The sequence below is a fragment of the Caulobacter sp. FV1ye6ST genome (genome assembly GCF_058681225.1).
In genome coordinates this window covers 2,138,627-2,155,141 of record NZ_CM178733.1, presented here as the reverse complement: position 1 = coordinate 2,155,141, position 16,515 = coordinate 2,138,627, and the positions used below count along the sequence as shown (strand labels likewise).

Annotated in this window: 17 protein-coding genes; 9 read left to right on the top strand and 8 right to left on the bottom strand. The window is 66.7% G+C overall.

Annotated elements, in window-relative coordinates:
- Positions 1 to 86: 86 nt before the first annotated feature.
- The 7 genes from gmk to fabD all read right to left on the bottom strand — a co-directional run bounded on the left by gmk (position 87) and on the right by fabD (position 6,380).
- Positions 87 to 728 carry a guanylate kinase gene (gene gmk / locus ACW175_RS10620; protein WP_492104448.1) on the bottom strand — a complete coding sequence of 214 codons (642 nt, stop codon included), beginning with the start codon at positions 726 to 728 and terminating at the stop codon, positions 87 to 89.
- Positions 721 to 1,602, bottom strand: a complete 882-nt coding sequence (locus ACW175_RS10615) for a YicC/YloC family endoribonuclease (protein ID WP_492104447.1) — start codon at positions 1,600 to 1,602, stop codon at positions 721 to 723. Before ACW175_RS10615 ends, gmk begins: the two co-directional genes overlap by 8 nt.
- 3 nt (positions 1,603 to 1,605) lie before the next feature.
- Positions 1,606 to 2,736 carry an endolytic transglycosylase MltG gene (gene mltG / locus ACW175_RS10610; RefSeq protein WP_492104446.1) on the bottom strand — a complete coding sequence of 377 codons (1,131 nt, stop codon included), beginning with the start codon at positions 2,734 to 2,736 and terminating at the stop codon, positions 1,606 to 1,608.
- On the bottom strand, positions 2,733 to 4,013 hold the full coding sequence (gene fabF / locus ACW175_RS10605; protein WP_492104445.1) for a beta-ketoacyl-ACP synthase II: 1,281 nt from the start codon (positions 4,011 to 4,013) through the stop codon (positions 2,733 to 2,735). The genes mltG and fabF overlap by 4 nt, the downstream gene beginning before the upstream one ends.
- Positions 4,014 to 4,185: 172 nt before the next feature.
- Positions 4,186 to 4,422 (bottom strand): acyl carrier protein, encoded by a 237-nt coding sequence (locus ACW175_RS10600; RefSeq protein WP_004615098.1) that lies wholly within the window; start codon positions 4,420 to 4,422, stop codon positions 4,186 to 4,188.
- Positions 4,423 to 4,674: 252 nt separating this feature from the next.
- Positions 4,675 to 5,415 (bottom strand): 3-oxoacyl-[acyl-carrier-protein] reductase, encoded by a 741-nt coding sequence (gene fabG / locus ACW175_RS10595; RefSeq protein ID WP_492104444.1) that lies wholly within the window; start codon positions 5,413 to 5,415, stop codon positions 4,675 to 4,677.
- 20 nt (positions 5,416 to 5,435) lie between these two features.
- The gene (gene fabD, locus ACW175_RS10590; protein WP_492104443.1) at positions 5,436 to 6,380 is read right to left on the bottom strand and encodes an ACP S-malonyltransferase; all 945 of its coding nucleotides are present in this window, start codon (positions 6,378 to 6,380) and stop codon (positions 5,436 to 5,438) included.
- 162 nt (positions 6,381 to 6,542) lie between these two features.
- Between fabD and ACW175_RS10585 the strand changes: the two genes are divergently transcribed.
- The 3 genes from ACW175_RS10585 to ACW175_RS10575 all read left to right on the top strand — a co-directional run bounded on the left by ACW175_RS10585 (position 6,543) and on the right by ACW175_RS10575 (position 9,170).
- Positions 6,543 to 7,076: a peroxiredoxin gene (locus ACW175_RS10585; protein WP_492104442.1), complete on the top strand. Its 534-nt coding sequence runs from the start codon at positions 6,543 to 6,545 to the stop codon at positions 7,074 to 7,076.
- A gap of 68 nt (positions 7,077 to 7,144) precedes the next feature.
- Positions 7,145 to 8,272, top strand: coding sequence for a helix-turn-helix domain-containing protein (locus ACW175_RS10580; RefSeq protein ID WP_492104441.1), 1,128 nt, complete (start codon positions 7,145 to 7,147; stop codon positions 8,270 to 8,272).
- 73 nt (positions 8,273 to 8,345) lie between these two features.
- Positions 8,346 to 9,170, top strand: coding sequence for a sterol desaturase family protein (locus tag ACW175_RS10575; RefSeq protein WP_492104440.1), 825 nt, complete (start codon positions 8,346 to 8,348; stop codon positions 9,168 to 9,170).
- On the opposite strand, the gene ACW175_RS10570 is transcribed toward ACW175_RS10575, so the two are convergent.
- Positions 9,145 to 9,804 carry a hypothetical protein gene (locus ACW175_RS10570; RefSeq protein ID WP_492104439.1) on the bottom strand — a complete coding sequence of 220 codons (660 nt, stop codon included), beginning with the start codon at positions 9,802 to 9,804 and terminating at the stop codon, positions 9,145 to 9,147. The genes ACW175_RS10575 and ACW175_RS10570 overlap by 26 nt on opposite strands.
- 269 nt (positions 9,805 to 10,073) lie before the next feature.
- Between ACW175_RS10570 and rpsF the strand changes: the two genes are divergently transcribed.
- From rpsF to ACW175_RS10540, 6 genes are all read left to right on the top strand, one after another.
- On the top strand, positions 10,074 to 10,454 hold the full coding sequence (gene rpsF / locus ACW175_RS10565) for a 30S ribosomal protein S6 (protein WP_099577449.1): 381 nt from the start codon (positions 10,074 to 10,076) through the stop codon (positions 10,452 to 10,454).
- Between the two features lie 14 nt (positions 10,455 to 10,468).
- Positions 10,469 to 10,747: a 30S ribosomal protein S18 gene (gene rpsR / locus ACW175_RS10560; RefSeq protein WP_004615089.1), complete on the top strand. Its 279-nt coding sequence runs from the start codon at positions 10,469 to 10,471 to the stop codon at positions 10,745 to 10,747.
- Positions 10,748 to 10,760: 13 nt separating this feature from the next.
- Entirely contained in the window at positions 10,761 to 11,345 is a 585-nt protein-coding gene (gene rplI / locus ACW175_RS10555) for a 50S ribosomal protein L9 (protein WP_492104438.1), read from the top strand.
- Positions 11,346 to 11,541: 196 nt separating this feature from the next.
- The gene (locus ACW175_RS10550) at positions 11,542 to 13,983 is read left to right on the top strand and encodes a TonB-dependent receptor plug domain-containing protein (protein ID WP_492104437.1); all 2,442 of its coding nucleotides are present in this window, start codon (positions 11,542 to 11,544) and stop codon (positions 13,981 to 13,983) included.
- Between the two features lie 214 nt (positions 13,984 to 14,197).
- Positions 14,198 to 15,715, top strand: a complete 1,518-nt coding sequence (locus ACW175_RS10545; protein WP_099577442.1) for a replicative DNA helicase — start codon at positions 14,198 to 14,200, stop codon at positions 15,713 to 15,715.
- Between the two features lie 112 nt (positions 15,716 to 15,827).
- Positions 15,828 to 16,514 (top strand): MarC family protein, encoded by a 687-nt coding sequence (locus tag ACW175_RS10540; RefSeq protein WP_492104436.1) that lies wholly within the window; start codon positions 15,828 to 15,830, stop codon positions 16,512 to 16,514.
- Position 16,515: the final 1 nt, after the last annotated feature.

Here is a 16,515-nt window from a genome sequence, read left to right as displayed (position 1 = left end):
AAGCTCAGGATGAGGTTTTCTAGCGCTAAGGCGTGAAGTCGTCCTCATCCTGAGCCTGTCGAAGGACGAGGACGACTTCTCCGCTCTCAGATCTCTTCCTTGAGCAGATCACTGACCAAGTCGCCGATCCACGGGTTACGCGCCCGCTTCAGACGTTCGGCGTGATAGATGTGGGCCAGATCCGAATAGGCCCGATCGAAATCCTCATTGAGAATGACGTAGTCGAAGCGCTCCCAGTCGGCGACTTCGTCCTTGGCGCGCGACAGGCGACGGTGGATGACCTCTTCGCTGTCCTGGCTGCGCGCGTGCAGGCGACGGCTCATCTCGGCCAGCGACGGCGGCAGGATATAGACCAGAACGCTGTCTTCCTTGGCCTGAGCATGCACCTTCATGGCGCCTTGGAAATCGATGTCGAACAGGGCGCTCTCGCCCCGCTCCAGGGCCTGCATGATCGGTGGCTTGGGGCTGCCGTAGAAGTTCCCGTAGACCTCGGCCCACTCCAGGAAGGCGTCCTCGTCGATCATCGCCTGGAACGCTTCCCGCGTGACGAAGTGATAGTCACGGCCGTCATGTTCGCCGGGACGCGGCTCGCGCGTGGTGTAGCTGATCGACAGGTGCAGGTCGTTGTGATCGGCCACCAGGCGGCGCGTCAACGAGGTCTTGCCGACGCCCGACGGCGCGACGACCATCAGCAGCAGGCCGCGCGTGTTGTCGTGGGGCTTATTCAACGTTCTGGACCTGCTCGCGGAACTGTTCGATCACGGCCTTCAGCTCCAGACCGATCGCGGTCAAGGCGGTCAGGGCCGATTTCGAGCAGAGGGTATTGGATTCTCGCATGAATTCCTGGGAAAGGAAGTCGAGCCGGCGGCCCGACGCCCCCTCGCCCGACAGCAGGCCGCGCGCGGCCGCCACATGGCTGGCCAGGCGGTCCAGTTCCTCGCGCACGTCGGCCTTGACGGCCTGGGCGGCGGCTTCCTGGACGATGCGCTCCTCGGAGGCGGCCTCGCCGATCAACTCGGCCATGCGCCGGGCGAAGCGATCCTTCAGCACCGCCGGCTGGCCAGCGGCCTCGCGTTCGGCCTGGCCGGTCTGGTCCTCGATCTTGTCGATCAGGCCCTTCAGCACCGGATCGAGCGCCGCGCCCTCCTCCAGGCGCGCGGTCTTGAGACCGTCCAGCGCCCTGGCAACCGAGGCGGCCATGGCGGCTTCGACGCTGGCGCGGGTCTCGGCGTCGTCCTCGTCCTCGCGGGCCTCGATCACGCCCTTCAGCGACAGCAGGCCGTCCAGCGTGGGCTTGGCGACCATGCCGGTGGCCACATAGGGCCCGCCGGCGGTCAGGTAGCGCTCCAGGGTCGCGATATTGACCTGGGTCTCGCCCGAGGTCTCGGCGCGCTTGGCCTGAACATTGACCGTCAGTTGGCCGCGCTGAAAGCGGCTTTGCGAGCCTTCACGCGCGGCGCGCTCCAGGCTCTCGAAGCCGGGCGGGCCGCGAAAGCGAGTCTCGAGATTGCGGCCGTTGACGCTGCGCGCCTCGACCGCCCAGGTCCAGGCGCCGTGGGCGCCCTCGACCCGGGCAAAGCCCGTCATGCCCGAAATGGTCATGACCTAGCCACCCGCCAGCGGCTTGGCGGCCGGCGGCGCCGGGACCACGGGGACGCCTTCGCCCGCCCGCTGGCCCTCGATCTGACGCCACTTGGCGACATTGGCGTTGTGCTGCTCCAGCGTCGAGGCGAACACGTGGCCGCCCGTGCCGTCGGCGACGAAATAGAGGTCGTTCGTCTTGGCCGGATTCAGCGCCGCTTCCAGGGCCGCGCGGCCCGGATTGGCGATCGGCGTCGGCGGCAGGCCGTCGATCTTGTAGGTGTTGTAGGGCGTCACCGTATCCAGCTCTGACCGGCGCAGGCCACGGCCCAGCGGACGGCCGCGCGATATGCCGTAGATCACGGTCGGATCGGTATCCAGGCGCATGCCGGTGCGCAGGCGATTGATGAACACCGCCGCCACCCGCGGGCGCTCACCCTTCACGCCCGTCTCCTTCTCGACGATCGAGGCCATGATCACGGCATCGTCCTTCGACTGGTAAGGCAGGCCCGGCTGGCGGTTGGCCCACAGCTGGTTCAGCAGCTTGTCGCGGTCGTCCATCATGCGCTTGAGGACGGCGGCGCGGTCCTCGCCGCGCTGGACCTCGTAGGTCTCCGGCAGGATCGCGCCCTCGGGCGGGGTCGCGGCGCTGCCCTCGAGAATGTCGGACTTGGACAGGATATCCATGACCATGTCCGAGGTCAGGCCCTCGGGGATGGTGATCCAGTGCCGGACGATGCGGCCGTGGCGGATGGCGTCCAGCACCTGGGCCATCGAGGCGCGGCTGGCGAATTCGTATTCGCCGGCCTTCAGGGTCCGGGCCGCGCCCGTGGCCTTGGCGGCGGTCATGAAGATCGACGAGGAGCGGATCACCCCGCCCCGCTCCAGGCTTGAGGCGATCTCCGGAAGGCTGGCGCCCTTGCGCAGCACGACGGTGGTCTTGTCGCCAGCCTTCGAAGCGGGACCCGGGCCGTTATAGACCCAGGTCGCGCCGACAATGGCGACCATGCCAACCACGATCAGGGTCGTGACGGCGCCAAAGAAGGCGCGGATCAGCCGCCGCCCCACGGACGCGGTTTCGCGACGGTTCGCCCGAGCGGGTGAGCGCTTGGGCGCGCGGGGAGCCCGAGGCGGGGCTGGCGGCTTCTTGCTCACGAGACCTTCTTGAACACCACGGTGGCGTTGGTGCCGCCGAAGCCGAAGCTGTTGGACACGGCCACGTCGATCTTCATCGGCACGGCCTTGTTCGGGGCCAGGTTCATGGCGACGTGAACGTCGGGGTTGTCGAGGTTGATGGTCGGCGGGGCGATCTGGTCGCGGATCGCCAGGACCGAGAAGATCCCCTCGATCGCGCCAGCCGCGCCCAGCAGGTGGCCCGTCATCGACTTGGTCGAGGACATGACGACGTTCTTGGCGTGGTCGCCCAGGAACCGCTCGACGGCGCCGGCTTCCAGGCCGTCGGCCATGGTCGAGGTGCCGTGGGCGTTGATGTAGTCGATGTCCGAGGGCTTCAGGCCCGCGTCCTTGATGGCCGAGGCCAGGGCGCGGCCGCCGCCTTCGCCGTCTTCCGACGGGGCGGTGATGTGGTGCGCGTCGCCCGACAGGCCGTACCCGACGACTTCGGCGTAGATCTTCGCGCCACGGGCCTTGGCATGCTCGTACTCTTCCAGCACCAGGGCGCCGGCGCCCTCGCCCATGACGAAGCCGTCGCGGTCCTTGTCATAGGGACGCGAAGCCTTTTCGGGCGTGTCGTTCCACTCGGTCGACATGGCGCGGCAGGCGATGAAGCCGGCCACGCCGACCTTGCAGACGGCCGCTTCGGCGCCGCCGGCCACCATCACGTCGGCGTCGCCGTACTTGATCAGGCGCATGGCGTCGCCGATGGCGTGGGCCCCGGTGGCGCAGGCCGTGACGACCGCGTGGTTGGGGCCCTTGAAGCCGTACTTGATCGAGACCTGACCCGAGATCAGGTTGATCAGGGCCGAGGAAATGAAGAACGGGCTGACGCGGCGCGGGCCCTTGGCCTCCAGCTCCAGCGCGGTGTCGGCGATCGTCGACAGGCCGCCGATGCCCGAGCCCAGGATGACGCCGGTGCGCCACTTGTCCTCGTCGGTCTCCGGAACCCAGCCCGAATCCTTGATGGCCTCGTCGGCCGCGGCGATGCCGTACAGGATGAAATCGTCCACGCGCTTCTGGTCGCGCGGGCTCATGGTCTGGTCGGGGTCAAACGAGCCCTCGACATCCGGGCCGCCGCCGCCGCGTCCATCGACGCGCGGAACCTCGCAGGCGACCTTGCAGGCATAGTCGGTCGGATCGAAGGCCGTGATGCGGTTGGCGCCGGACTTACCGGCGAGGATGTTCTTCCAGGTCACGTCAACGCCGTGGCCCAGAGGGGTCAGCAGGCCGATACCCGTGACGACAACTCTACGCATGGATCACTCCCAAACCTTCGATGCGGGACGCGGGATGTGGGGATAACACCCGACCTGCGCCAGTCGCGAATCTTGGCCTCGATTCTTGGGCCTCAAACGAAAACCGCCGCGCGCACGATGGCAATAGCCCGTGCGACGCGGCGGCAGGTCCGACTAGCGAACTCGAACCTAATTAGGCGGTCTTTTCCGTGATGAACTTCACGGCGTCGCCAACGGTCTGGATGTGCTCGGCGGCGTCGTCCGGGATTTCGATGTCGAACTCTTCTTCGAACGCCATCACCAGCTCAACGTTGTCGAGGCTGTCGGCGCCCAGGTCATCGATGAAGGAAGCCTTCTCGGTGACCTTCTCGGGATCGGCATCCAGGTGTTCGATGACGATCTTACGCACGCGCTCGAGAATGTCGGACATTCTGTTCAGTCCCTCATTATGAAATTTCGGCCCTCGGACATCGAGGCCTAAGCCTCGCGATCCGCGGGAAGTGTCGGGCTCCGCCTATCACGTTCCTTTTCGGCTTGCTAGCGGCAGACCGAAAGAGGACCCGAAGCGCGTTTGGCGGAAGTGTTAGCGGTTTCGCCGCGTAATGCGCTTCAGACTTTTAACGTCAAAGCCTGTTTATCCGTTTCAGGTGGAGGCACCTGAAACGGACAGGCTCTGGCGGTTCTAGATCATGGCCATGCCGCCGTTGACGTGCAAGGTCTGGCCGGTGACGTAGCTGGCCTGGTCGCTGGCCAGGAAAACGCACGCGGCGGCGATATCGCTGCCCTCGCCCAGCTTGCCGGCGGGAATGGTCGCCAGGATGCCGGCCTTCTGCTGCTCGTTCAGCGAGTCGGTCATCGGGCTGGCTATGAAGCCGGGGGCCACGCAGTTGACCGTCACGCCACGGCTGGCCAGTTCCTGGGCCAAGGCCTTGGAAAAGCCGATCATGCCGGCCTTGGAGGCCGCGTAGTTGGTCTGGCCCGGGTTGCCGGTCACGCCGACCACCGAGGTGATGCCGATGATGCGACCGGCGCGGCGCTTCATCATGCCCTTGGCGGCCGCGCGGGCCAGGCGGAAATAGCCTTCCAGATTGACCTTGATCACGGTCTCCCAGTCTTCGTCCTTCATGCGGACGAGCAGGCCGTCGCGGGTGACGCCCGCATTGGCGATCAGGATGTCCAGCGGCGCGCCGGCGGCTTCCTCCGCCTTGGCGACCAGACCGTCGACGGCGGCCGAGTCGGACAGATTCGCGGCGACGAACGAGACGCGCTCGCCGAACTGGGCGGCCAGTTCCGAGAGCGCTGATTCGCGGGTGCCCGAGAGCACGACATGGGCGCCCTGGTCGTGCAGGGCCTTGGCGATGGCTCCGCCGATGCCGCCGGTGGCGCCGGTGACGAGAGCGGTCTTGCCGGTCAGATCGAACATGTGTCGGTCTTCCTTTTGAACTAGAGCGAGGCCGCGAAGGCTTCGAGATCGGCGGGCGTGTTGAGCGGTGTCGCCTCGGAGTCCGGGGCGATGCGCTTGGCCATGCCCGAGAGCACCTTGCCGGCGCCGGCTTCGGCGAAACGGGTGATGCCGCCTTCGGTCGCCAGCCAGGTCATGCTCTCGCGCCAGCGGACGCGGCCGGTGACCTGCTCGACCAGCAGCCCGCGGATGACGTCCGGGTCGTGGACCGGGGCGGCGGTGACATTGGCCACCAGCGGCGCGCGCGGGGTGATGATGGTGGTCTTGGACAGGGCCTCGGCCATCTCGTCGGCCGCCGGCTGCATCAGCGGGCAGTGGAAGGGCGCCGAGACGTTCAGCGGGATGGCCCGCGCGCCCAGCTCCTTGGCCTTCTCGATGGCCTTGTCGACGGCGGCCTTGGCGCCGGAGATCACGACATTGCCGTTGTTGTTGTCGTTAGCCACGACGCAGACGCCGACCTCCGAGCCGGCGGCGGCGGCCGCTTCGGCCAGGGCCAGGTCCGTCTTCGGACCAATGAGCGAGGCCATGGCGCCCTCGCCCACCGGCACGGCGCGCTGCATGGCCTGGCCGCGCAGCTTCAGCAGGCGCGCGGTGTCGGCCAGGGTGATGGCGCCGGCGGCGGCCAGGGCCGAGTATTCACCCAGGCTGTGGCCGGCCACGAAGGCGGCGCGATCGATGCCGACACCGAACTCCTTTTCCAGGGTCCGGGTGACCGCCAGGCTGACGGCCATCAGGGCCGGCTGGGCGTTCTCGGTCAGGGTCAGGTCGCCTTCGGGACCTTCCTTCATCAGCGCGAACAGCTTCTGGCCCAGCGCGTCGTCGACTTCCTGGAAGACCTCGCGAGCGCTGGCGAAAGCCGCGGCGAGATCGACGCCCATGCCGACCGACTGACTGCCCTGGCCGGGGAAAATGAAGGCGATGCTCATGATGGCCCGCTCCGTCTTTTGTAAATTCAAGGGCCGGAGGGTTAGGCGAAAGGCCCCCACTGGGCAAGTGCGGCGGGGAGCGCTGAGTGCTTGCAATTACAGCGGCCACATCCAAAGTGCGCCCGCCAGCGTAGCTGGGCCATCCTTCCTCGGAGTCGCGCCATGAAACTCATCCTCGCCGGCGTCGCCGCGTTCGCCCTCGCCGCCGCTTCCCCCGCCCTCGCCGCCCTCAAGGTCGGCGACAAGGCCCCGGACTTCACCGCCAAGGCCGCTCTCGCCGGCAAGGACTTCGATTTCACGCTGGCCAAGGCCCTGAAAAAGGGCCCGGTGGTCCTGTACTTCTTCCCAGCCGCCTACACCTCGGGCTGCACCGCCGAGGCCCACGAGTTCGCCGAGGCCACGCCCGAGTTCGAAAAGCTGGGCGCCACGGTGATCGGCGTCACGGCCGGCAACGTCGACCGCATCAAGGACTTCTCCAAGGAGCACTGCCGCGACAAGTTCGCCGTGGCCGCCGCCGACAAGGCGCTTATCAAGAGCTACGACGTGGCCCTCATGGTGAAGCCGGACTGGTCGAACCGCACGTCCTACGTGATCGCCCCGGACGGCAAGATCCTGATGTCCTACACCGACGGCAACTTCGCCGGCCACGTGACCAACACCATGGACGCCGTGAAGGCCTACAAGGCCAAGAAGTAGCCAGCCTTTTCGGGTTCCGGCCAGCCGCGCGGGTTGAGGCTCGCGCGGCGCACGGGAGATGATCGGCCATGATCGATCCCGCCCATATCGACCTTTCCGGCCTCGAGCTCGGACTTCGCGGCGTCGCCATCGGCGCGTTCGCCGCGACCGGTGTTTCCCTGGCCGCCAGCCGCAACATGACGCCGACGCGCTGGGTCGGCGTGCTGCTGATGGCCTGCGCCATCGCCCACGGGTTCGAGAGCCATTTCTACTACGCGACGCACCGGCACTTCAGCCTGCTGACCTGGTTCCTGAGCTCGATGGCAGCGGCGGTGCTCTGGCTGTTCTGCTCGGTGCTGTTCGAGGACGAGCCGAAAATCCCGGCTTGGCGCTTCGCCGTGCCCGCGACGGTCATAGCGCTCTGGATCCCGGGCGCGCTTCTACCGCCCTCGCAAGCCCGCGTGACCGCCTGGTGGATCTTCGCCGCCGTCTCGCTGGCGATCAACGCGCACATCCTGGTGATGACCTGGCGCGGCTGGCGGATCGACCTCGTGGAGCGCCGCCGGCATCTGCGCGCGCCGATCGCGGCTGCGGCGACGGGCTACATGCTGGTCCAGACCCTATGCGACTTCGGACTTGGGAAAGGCCCCATGCTGCCTAGCCTGATCCAGGCTATCGCCTTGGCCGGCCTGGGGGTCGGTTCGGCCCTGGCCTTGCTGCGCGCCGAACCGGTGCTGGTCCAGGCTTCGCCCGCAGCCGGCGAGCCGCCCGTGGTCAAGCCCGTCGAGACCCTCGACCTCACCCCCGCCGACCGCTTGGTCCTGGCCCGCCTGGACAAGGCCATGAACGAAAACGAGGTCTGGCGCGGCGAGGACCTGTCGATCGGAACCCTGGCCGCCCTGGTCGGCGCGCCCGAGCACCGCCTGCGCAAGCTGATCAACGGCACGCTGGGCCACCGCAACTTCGCCGACTACGTCAACGGCCGGCGGATCGAGGCGGCCAAGGTCGCCCTGGCCGATCCGGAGCAGGCGCTGAAGTCGGTCTCAACCATCGCGTATGAGCTGGGATTCGCCTCGCTGGGTCCGTTCAACCGCGCCTTCCGCGCCGCCACCGGCGTCACCCCGACCGCCTGGCGTCAGGAGGTCACGCCCGCGCACCCGCGACCGCGGCTGGTCGAAACCGGCGAAGGTCGGTCGAAAAGCGACAAACGGGCCTGATTTCAAGTTCGGCGCGACGGCCTGAGAACGAGGGGCTTCCTTGGCGAGGCCTTCCACTCTGGAGCCCCGATAAATGCTCGACACTCTCCTCCCCTTCGCCAGCAATTGGCTGGCCAGCATGTGGGTCGACGTCACCCGCTACGTGATCTTCTCGGTCGGCGTCTGGCTGGCGCTTTGGGTCGCCCTGGCCATCCCGCTGGCCAGCCGCAAGATCCGCGACAGCCGCCCGCCAGCGCTCCAACTGTTGATCGAGTTCGCGACCTCGATCCGTTCGATCGCCATCTTCTCGACCCTGGGGCTTTTGACCTTCGGCCTGTTCCGCGCCGGCTGGCTGCCGGGACCCTATATCGCCAAGAGCTGGGGGCCGGTCTGGTTCTGGACCAGCCTCGTCCTTATGATCGTGGCCCACGACGCCTGGTTCTACTGGACGCATCGGCTGATCCACGACCGCCGACTGTTCCGGCGCTTTCATCGCCGGCACCACCGGTCGAACAATCCCTCGCCATTCACGGCCTACAGCTTCGACCTGGGCGAGGCCTTCATCAACGGCGTGTTCGTGCCGCTGTGGATGATCGTCGTTCCCACCCAGTGGCCGGTGATCGGTCTGTTCATGCTGCACCAGATCGTCCGCAACACGATCGGCCACTCGGGCTACGAGCTGTTCCCCGCCCGCAAGGACGGCCGGCCGCTGATCCCGTTCCTGACGACCGTGACCCACCACGACCTGCACCACGCCCAGGCGGGCTGGAACTACGGCCTCTACTTCACCTTCTGGGACAAGGTGATGGGCACGGAGCACCCTGAATATCCGAAGCGCTTCGCGGCCGTGGCCGCCCAAAAGTCGAAGAAGGACAAGGATCGCGAGCTGGAGGCTACCAGCCGACCTTCACCAGCTTGATCATGGCGCGGGCGTCCTGCAGCCGCCAGCTTTCGCGCTGGTTGTTGACGCCCCGCACGCTGACGGTGAACTCGGCGGGGATGTCGAACGGCCGGGTCAGGCTCAGATCGACACCCTCGTCGCCCGCCGAGCCGCCGCCAAAGGCGATCGAGCCGACCGGCCTGCCGTCCAGGGTCAGGGACGAGCGGATGTTGGCGCGGGCGATCGGGATCTTGCCCGGCACGGCGATGCTCTGGCTGGCGTCCATGTCCATCGAGACGCGCACATAGTTGGCGCGCGGCAGCAAGCCGAAGCCGAACGCCTTGGACATCGACGAGCGAAGCTTGGCCTCGTTTTCGTTCCACGAGGCGCCCAGCGCCATCGACCGCTGACCGATGCGCTGATCGTCGGGCTTCTGGGTCAGGTTCAGGTCGAAATCGTAGGTCGGGTTCTCGATCATGCCCGAGGACCTGACCGTCAGAGCGACTTTCTCGGTGTCGGTGGACAGGTCCAGCGGCAGAGCCGCCGAATAGCCGGCGAAGCGCCCTTCACGGGCCGAAACCGAGGTGACCGGCTTCTGGATGATCTCGGCGTGCGCCGTCCCGGCGGCCAAGGCCGCTGCGAATGCCACCAAGAGACGATCACCGATCCCCATGGTCGCCTGCTAGCATAGTTGGCCGCGGGGATGGAACCCACCCAATGTCATTTATCGGACATTGAGGGCCATCGCCTGGTTCGGCGGCAAAACCCATGCGGCTTGCCTTTCGGGCCCATCTTCTGTAAGAGCGCGCGTTCTCACGGAAGAGCGGTCTTGCACGCACCCATCCGGGACCGGGGATTTCCCCGCTCGGTGTGCAGGATCCATCGTGGACGTCGGACTTCCGCCGACGACCGCGCCGCCTCCCCCAACGGAAGAAGGAAAACATGGCGTTCTACGAACACGTGGTCATCGCGCGGCAAGATATCTCGCCGCAACAGGCCGAAGCTCTGAACGAGCAACTGAAGACCCTCATCGAAGAGAATGGCGGCCACATCGCCAAGATCGAGTACTGGGGCCTTCGCAACCTCACCTACCGCATTAAGAAGAACCGCAAGGGCCACTACTCCCTGCTCGCGATCGACGCCCCGGCGCCGGCCGTGAAGGAAATGGAGCGTCAGCTGCTCATCAACGAAGATGTGCTGCGCTTCATGACCATCCGCGTGGAAGAGCTGGACCTGGAACTGTCGCCGGTTCTCGCCCGTCGTGACCGTGGCGATCGCCCGGAACGTCCGCGCGAAGACTTCGCGCCCCAGGCTCAAGCGTAAGGGAGAGATAGATCATGACCGATACGACTGCTCCCGAAGCCGGCGCTCCGGCCGCCGCCGCTGGCGGCGCTCGCCGCCCGTTCTTCCGTCGCCGCAAGGTTTGCCCGTTCTCGGGCGCCAACGCGCCGAAGATCGACTACAAGGACGTGAAGCTGCTGCAGCGTTACGTTTCCGAGCGCGGCAAGATCGTCCCGTCGCGCATCACCGCGGTGTCGGCCAAGAAGCAACGCGAACTGGCCAAGGCCATCAAGCGCGCCCGTTTCCTGGCTCTGCTCCCCTACGTCGTGAAGTAAGGGAGACACCACGATGAAAATCATTCTGCTCGAACGCGTCGAAGGCACTGGCGTCCTCGGCGACGTGGTCACCGTGAAGGACGGCTTCGCCCGTAACTTCCTGCTGCCGCGCCACAAGGCCCTGCGCGCCACCAAGGCCAACGAAGCGACCTTTGAAGCGCAACGCGCCGAGATCGAAGCCCGCAACGTCAAGAACCGTGAAGCCGCCGGCAAGAACGGTGAAGCGCTGGACGGCACGCAATACGTGATGATCCGTCAAGCTGGCGAAAGCGGCCAGCTGTACGGTTCGGTCGCGGGCCGCGACGTCGCCGACGCCATCAAGGCCGAAGGCGGCAAGGTCGACCGCTCGATGATCGTGCTGGACAAGCCGATCAAGACGCTGGGCGTCCACGAAGTGAAGGTGAAGCTGCACGCTGAAGTGACCATCACGGTCACCCTCAACATCGCGCGCAGCCAGGACGAAGCCGATCGCCAAGCGCGCGGCGAAAACGTGATCAACTCGCAATTCGAGGAAGATCGCGCGGCCGAAGCCGAAGCCGCCCAAGACATGGCGGAAGGCGGCGCCGGCTCGTTCGAAGGCGACCACTACGAAGCCTAAGACCTGTCTGGGTTCTGAACGTTTCAAGAGAACGGCGTGGAGCGATCCACGCCGTTTTTTTCTGCGCCGCAGCATAGAAATGTTCAGCTTGTGTGCAGAACGCTGAAATCCCATGTTCGGTTTGGGGGCAATCAAGACCCCCGCTTCGGGGCATGAGGACGCGCGCCTCATCCCCGGCCAAGACAGGGGATATCTCATGCATTACAGAAGCTTACTGCTGACCGCCGCTTCGCTGGCGGCCTTCGCCGCCACCGCCCATGCCCAAACGGCGGCGCCCGCGACCGATAACACCAATGTCGACGAGATCGTCGTCACCGGCACCCGCACCGCCGGCCGCTCGCGCCTGGACACTCTGGCGCCGGTCGACGTCGTCACCGCCAAGACCCTGCAACAGCGCGGCAGCACCGAGCTGGCCACCGCCCTGGCCGCCACGGTCCCGTCGATCACCTTCCCTCGCCCGTCCAATACCGACGGCACCGACTCGGTCCGCCCGGCCGTGCTGCGCGGCCAAGGCCCCGACCAGACCCTGGTGCTGGTCAACGGCACGCGCCGCCACACCACGGCGCTGGTCAACCTGAACGGCTCGGTCGGCCGCGGCTCGGCCGCCGTCGACCTCAACGCCATCCCGTCGGTCGCCCTGGATCGCATCGAAGTCCTGCGCGACGGCGCCGCGGCCCAGTACGGCTCGGACGCCATCGCCGGCGTCATCAACCTGCGTCTGCGCGAAGCCGACCACGGCGGCGGCGTCACGGTCACGGCCGGCAAGTACATCACCAGCTTCGACGGCCTGCAGACCGGCGCCAAGCAGAAGCGTCGCGACGGCGCGACCAAGACCGTCGCCGGCTGGCAAGGCCTGAAGCTCGGTTCGGACGGCTTCCTGACCCTGTCGGCCGAGTATGTGGACCGCGACTTCACCAACCGCAGCGACACCGACACCCGCGTCACCCCGCAGCGCGTCACCTCGCGCTTCGGCGATCCCGAGGTCGAGCAGGTCAGCTTCTACGCCAACGCCGGCAAGCCGATCGGCGACAACTGGCAGCTCTACGGCTGGTACGGCTATCAGCAGCGAGACAGCGAGGCCTCGGCCACCTACCGCCTGCCGACCGACGCCCAGCAGACCATCACCAGCGTCTATCCCAACGGCTATCTGCCGCTGATCACCACCAACACCGAGGACGTCACCGCCGCCATCGGACTGCGCGGCGACCTGGCCGGCTGGAAGATCGACACCAATCTGGTCTACGGCAAGAACGACCTCGATTTCGGGGTCAAGAACACCCTCAACCCGTCGTATGGCCCTAGCTCGCCGACGAACTTCCAGGCCGGCGGCCTGACCTATGACCAACTGGTCTTCGGCCTCGACGCCAGCCAGGAATTCGATGTCGGCCTGGCCGGCCCGCTGAACGTCGCCTTCGGCCTGGAAGCCCGTCGCGAGACCTACAAGATCAACGCTGGCGAAGTGGCGTCCTATGCCCGTGGCACGGTCTCGCCGACCCTGGCTTTCGGCTCGCGCGGCTTCACCGGCTTCACGCCCAGCAACGTCATCGACGTCGATCGCGACGCCGTCGGCGCCTATCTGGACCTGGAAGGCAAGCTGACCGAGAAGCTGACCGCCTCGGCGGCCGTCCGTCGTGAGCACTATTCGGACTTCGGCAACAACACGAGCTGGAAGCTGGCGGGCCGCTACGACTTCACCGACGCCTTCGCCCTGCGCGGCGCGGTCTCGACCGGCTTCCGCGCCCCGAGCCTGCAGCAGCAGTACTTCACCTCGACCTCGATCCTCTATATCAACCAGTCGGTCGGCGGGGTGACCACGGCCGTGCCGTTCGAGACCGGCACCTATCCGTCGGTCAGCACGGTCGGCAAGGCCCTCGGCGGCAAGCCGCTGGAGCCGGAGAAGTCCAAGAACTTCTCGCTGGGCGCGGTCTACCACAAGGGCCCGTTCGAGCTGACGGTCGACGCCTACCAGATCAATGTCGACAACCGCATCGTCCTCAGCGAGACCCTGACGGGCAGCGCCACGGCGACGCCGGGGACCAACGCCCGGGTGATCTTCGACCTGCTGAAGGACTATGGCGCGTCGGCGGGCCGCTTCTTCACCAACGGCGTCGACACCAAGACCAAGGGCGTCGACATCGTGGCGCGTTATCGCATCCTCGACGAACAGGCCGGCACGTTCGACCTGACGGCCGCGGCCAATATCAACGACTTCAAGGTCAACCGCACGCCGTCCACCTCGGTCCTGCCGACCCAGACCACGCTGTTCGGCCGCCAGGCCACGCTGCGCTTCGAGGAAGGCACGCCGCGCAACAAGGTCTCGCTGCAAGGCGACTGGAGCAAGGGTCAGTGGGGCGCCACCCTGCGCACCACCCTCTATGGCAACGTCCTGTCGCCCGGCTCCGCCGCGGACGGCAGCGGCGACTGGCACACGGGCTCGCAAGGCATTGTCGACCTGGAGGCGCGCCGCCGCTTCGGCGAGCACGCCACGGTCTCGCTCGGCGCGGACAACCTGTTCGACCAGTATCCCGACCAGGTGCCGCCGAACCTCAACACCAGCGGCGGCAACCCGTTCTCCAGCTTCTCGCCGTTCGGCTTCAACGGCCGCTTCCTCTACGGGCGTCTGGCGATCAACTGGTAGGCTGAAAGGCGCGCAAACGATTGGGCCCGGAGAGCGATCTCCGGGCCCTTTTCTTTTGGCAAAAAGTGCGATCGCACAGACCTTTCGCGACGTCCGATTCTGACGCAACAGGCGTCAAAACATACACAGAACATCCTCAGATAAGCCCACACCTTTGGATGGCCCGACTGAACTCGGGCAAGCCTTGCCTCCGCCCTCGCGGTAAATTCCGCCGATGTCTCTCGTACCCGCGCTCGACCTTGTTCTCCCCGGCCTTCCCGAGCCCACGATCAACGTGGCGCCCCACAACATGGAAGCCGAGCAAGCGCTGCTGGGCATTCTGCTCTATGACAACGCCGCCTACGAACGGCTCAGCGACAACCTGCAAGCCCGCTGCTTCTACGAGCCCTTCCACCAGCGCCTTTTCCAGTCGATCGAGACCCACGTCCGCAAGGGTCAGCTGGCCGAGCCCATCCTGCTGGCCGACGAGTTCAAGAAGGACCCCGCGTTCGAGGAACTGGGCGGCCTGCGCTACCTGGCCGACCTCGTCGACCGCGCCCCCCCGGCGGCCAATGTCGGCGACTACGCCCGGGTGATCTTCGACCTGTCGCTGCGCCGCGAGCTGATCCGCATCGGCGGCGACATCGCCACCGCCGCGCAAGGCGGCAACGAGGAAAAGCGCACCGCCCGCGACCAGATCGAGTCGGCGGAACAGAGCCTCTACAGCCTGGCCGAAAGCGGCGCGGCCTCGTCGGGCTTCGTGACGTTCGGCGACGCCCTTCGCGGCGCGGTCGAGATGACGGCCGAAGCCTACAGCCGCGAGGGCGGCATGTCGGGCGTGGCGACCGACCTGGTCGATCTCGACCAGAAGATCGGTGGTCTGCACCCCTCCGACCTCGTGGTGCTGGCGGGCCGTCCGTCGATGGGCAAGACGGCGCTGGCGACCAACATCGCCTTCAACATCGCCAAGAAGTACGCCTACGAGATCCAGCCTGACGGCACCAAGAAGACCGTGCAGGGCGGCGTCGTGGCCTTCTACTCGCTGGAAATGAGCGCCGAACAGCTGGCCCTGCGTATGCTGGCCGACGCTTCGGGCGTGTCGGGCGACAAGCTCCGCAAGGGCGAGATCGACGCGTCCGAGTTTGGCCGGGTCCGCGACGCGGCCATGGAGCTGCAGGAAGCGCCGCTCTATATCGACGCCACCGGCGGTATCTCGATCGCCAAGCTGACCGCCCGCGCCCGTCGCCTGAAGCGCCAGGTCGGCCTGGATCTGGTCGTGGTCGACTACCTGCAGCTCGTCACCGGCTCGGACCTCGGCTCCAACGCCAACCGCGTGCAGGAAGTCTCGCAGATCACCATGGGCCTCAAGGCCCTGGCCAAGGAACTGGCCTGTCCGGTCATCGCCCTCTCGCAGCTGTCGCGTCAGGTCGAGCAGCGCGACGACAAGCGGCCCCAGCTTTCCGACCTTCGGGAATCGGGCTCGATCGAACAGGACGCCGACATGGTGTGGTTCGTGTATCGCGAGGCCTACTACGTGGGCCGCGCCGAGCCGCGCGAAGGCACGCCCGAGCACCTGACCTGGCAGGAAGAGATGGACCGCCTGCACGGCCTGGCCGAGGTGATCATCGCCAAGCAGCGTCACGGCCCCATCGGCACCGTTCGCCTGTCGTTCAACAGCGACACCACCAAGTTCGGCAACCTGGCCCGCGACCACTACTTCGCCCAGGCGCGGAACATTCCGTCGGACGAATAGCTCCGCGGATCCGATCTTCCCGGTGAAAGCCGGGGAAACCGCGTTGGGTGTTTGACTAAGGCGCGCGCCTCAAGCCACCGTCCCCGCCTCGCCCCCTGCCCCGACGAGTCACATGGACTTCAGCCCTCTGCCCACCTCCAGCCTGGTCGGCGCCTTCCTGCTGGCGTTTCCGGCGCTGTTCTCGATCGTCAATCCTGTCGGAGCGTCGCTGATCTTCGATCAGGCGATGGCCGGGCGGGACCGTTCCGAGCGGCTGCGGCTGGCGCGACTGATCGGCCTCTACGCCTTCCTGGTGCTGCTGGGTTCGCTGCTGCTGGGCGGCTACATCCTCAACTTCTTCGGCGTCAGCCTGGGCGCCCTGCGGGTGGCAGGCGGCCTGGTGGTGGCGATCCGCGCCTGGGGCCTGTTGATGGACCCGCAGGAACACGAGGACCGCAAGACCAGCCAGACGGAAACGGCCCAGAGTCACGAGGACGTCGCCTTTTTCCCGCTGACCATGCCGTTCACGACCGGACCGGGCTCGATCTCCGTGGCCATCGCCCTGTCGTCCCAGCGCCCCACCGAAGGCAGCGCCGTGGCGCCCTTCTTCATCGGCGCCAGCCTGGCCGCCGCCCTGGTGGCGATCCTGGTCTGGCTGCTCTACAGCGCCTCGGGCCTGGTCATGCGCCTGCTGGGTCCCGGCGGCGCGCGGGTGCTGTCGCGGCTGGTGGCGTTCCTGCTGCTGTGCATCGGCGTGCAGATCATCGCCTCGGGGGCGGAGAATCTGGTCGCGCGGTTCCTGGCCGTCCACCACGGTTAAG

Excerpts from the sequence above, each read along its gene's own strand:
- ACW175_RS10540 (WP_492104436.1), top strand. The coding sequence starts at position 15,828 with ATGGACTTCAGCCCTCTGCCCACCTCCAGCCTGGTCGGCGCCTTCCTG.
- ACW175_RS10570 (WP_492104439.1), bottom strand. The coding sequence starts at position 9,804 with ATGGGGATCGGTGATCGTCTCTTGGTGGCATTCGCAGCGGCCTTGGCC.
- rpsF (WP_099577449.1), top strand. The coding sequence starts at position 10,074 with ATGGCGTTCTACGAACACGTGGTCATCGCGCGGCAAGATATCTCGCCG.
- ACW175_RS10575 (WP_492104440.1), top strand. The coding sequence starts at position 8,346 with ATGCTCGACACTCTCCTCCCCTTCGCCAGCAATTGGCTGGCCAGCATG.
- ACW175_RS10580 (WP_492104441.1), top strand. The coding sequence starts at position 7,145 with ATGATCGATCCCGCCCATATCGACCTTTCCGGCCTCGAGCTCGGACTT.
- ACW175_RS10550 (WP_492104437.1), top strand. The coding sequence starts at position 11,542 with ATGCATTACAGAAGCTTACTGCTGACCGCCGCTTCGCTGGCGGCCTTC.
- rpsR (WP_004615089.1), top strand. The coding sequence starts at position 10,469 with ATGACCGATACGACTGCTCCCGAAGCCGGCGCTCCGGCCGCCGCCGCT.
- ACW175_RS10600 (WP_004615098.1), bottom strand. The coding sequence starts at position 4,422 with ATGTCCGACATTCTCGAGCGCGTGCGTAAGATCGTCATCGAACACCTG.
- fabF (WP_492104445.1), bottom strand. The coding sequence starts at position 4,013 with ATGCGTAGAGTTGTCGTCACGGGTATCGGCCTGCTGACCCCTCTGGGC.
- fabG (WP_492104444.1), bottom strand. The coding sequence starts at position 5,415 with ATGTTCGATCTGACCGGCAAGACCGCTCTCGTCACCGGCGCCACCGGC.
- fabD (WP_492104443.1), bottom strand. The coding sequence starts at position 6,380 with ATGAGCATCGCCTTCATTTTCCCCGGCCAGGGCAGTCAGTCGGTCGGC.
- rplI (WP_492104438.1), top strand. The coding sequence starts at position 10,761 with ATGAAAATCATTCTGCTCGAACGCGTCGAAGGCACTGGCGTCCTCGGC.
- ACW175_RS10585 (WP_492104442.1), top strand. The coding sequence starts at position 6,543 with ATGAAACTCATCCTCGCCGGCGTCGCCGCGTTCGCCCTCGCCGCCGCT.
- ACW175_RS10615 (WP_492104447.1), bottom strand. The coding sequence starts at position 1,602 with ATGACCATTTCGGGCATGACGGGCTTTGCCCGGGTCGAGGGCGCCCAC.
- ACW175_RS10545 (WP_099577442.1), top strand. The coding sequence starts at position 14,198 with ATGTCTCTCGTACCCGCGCTCGACCTTGTTCTCCCCGGCCTTCCCGAG.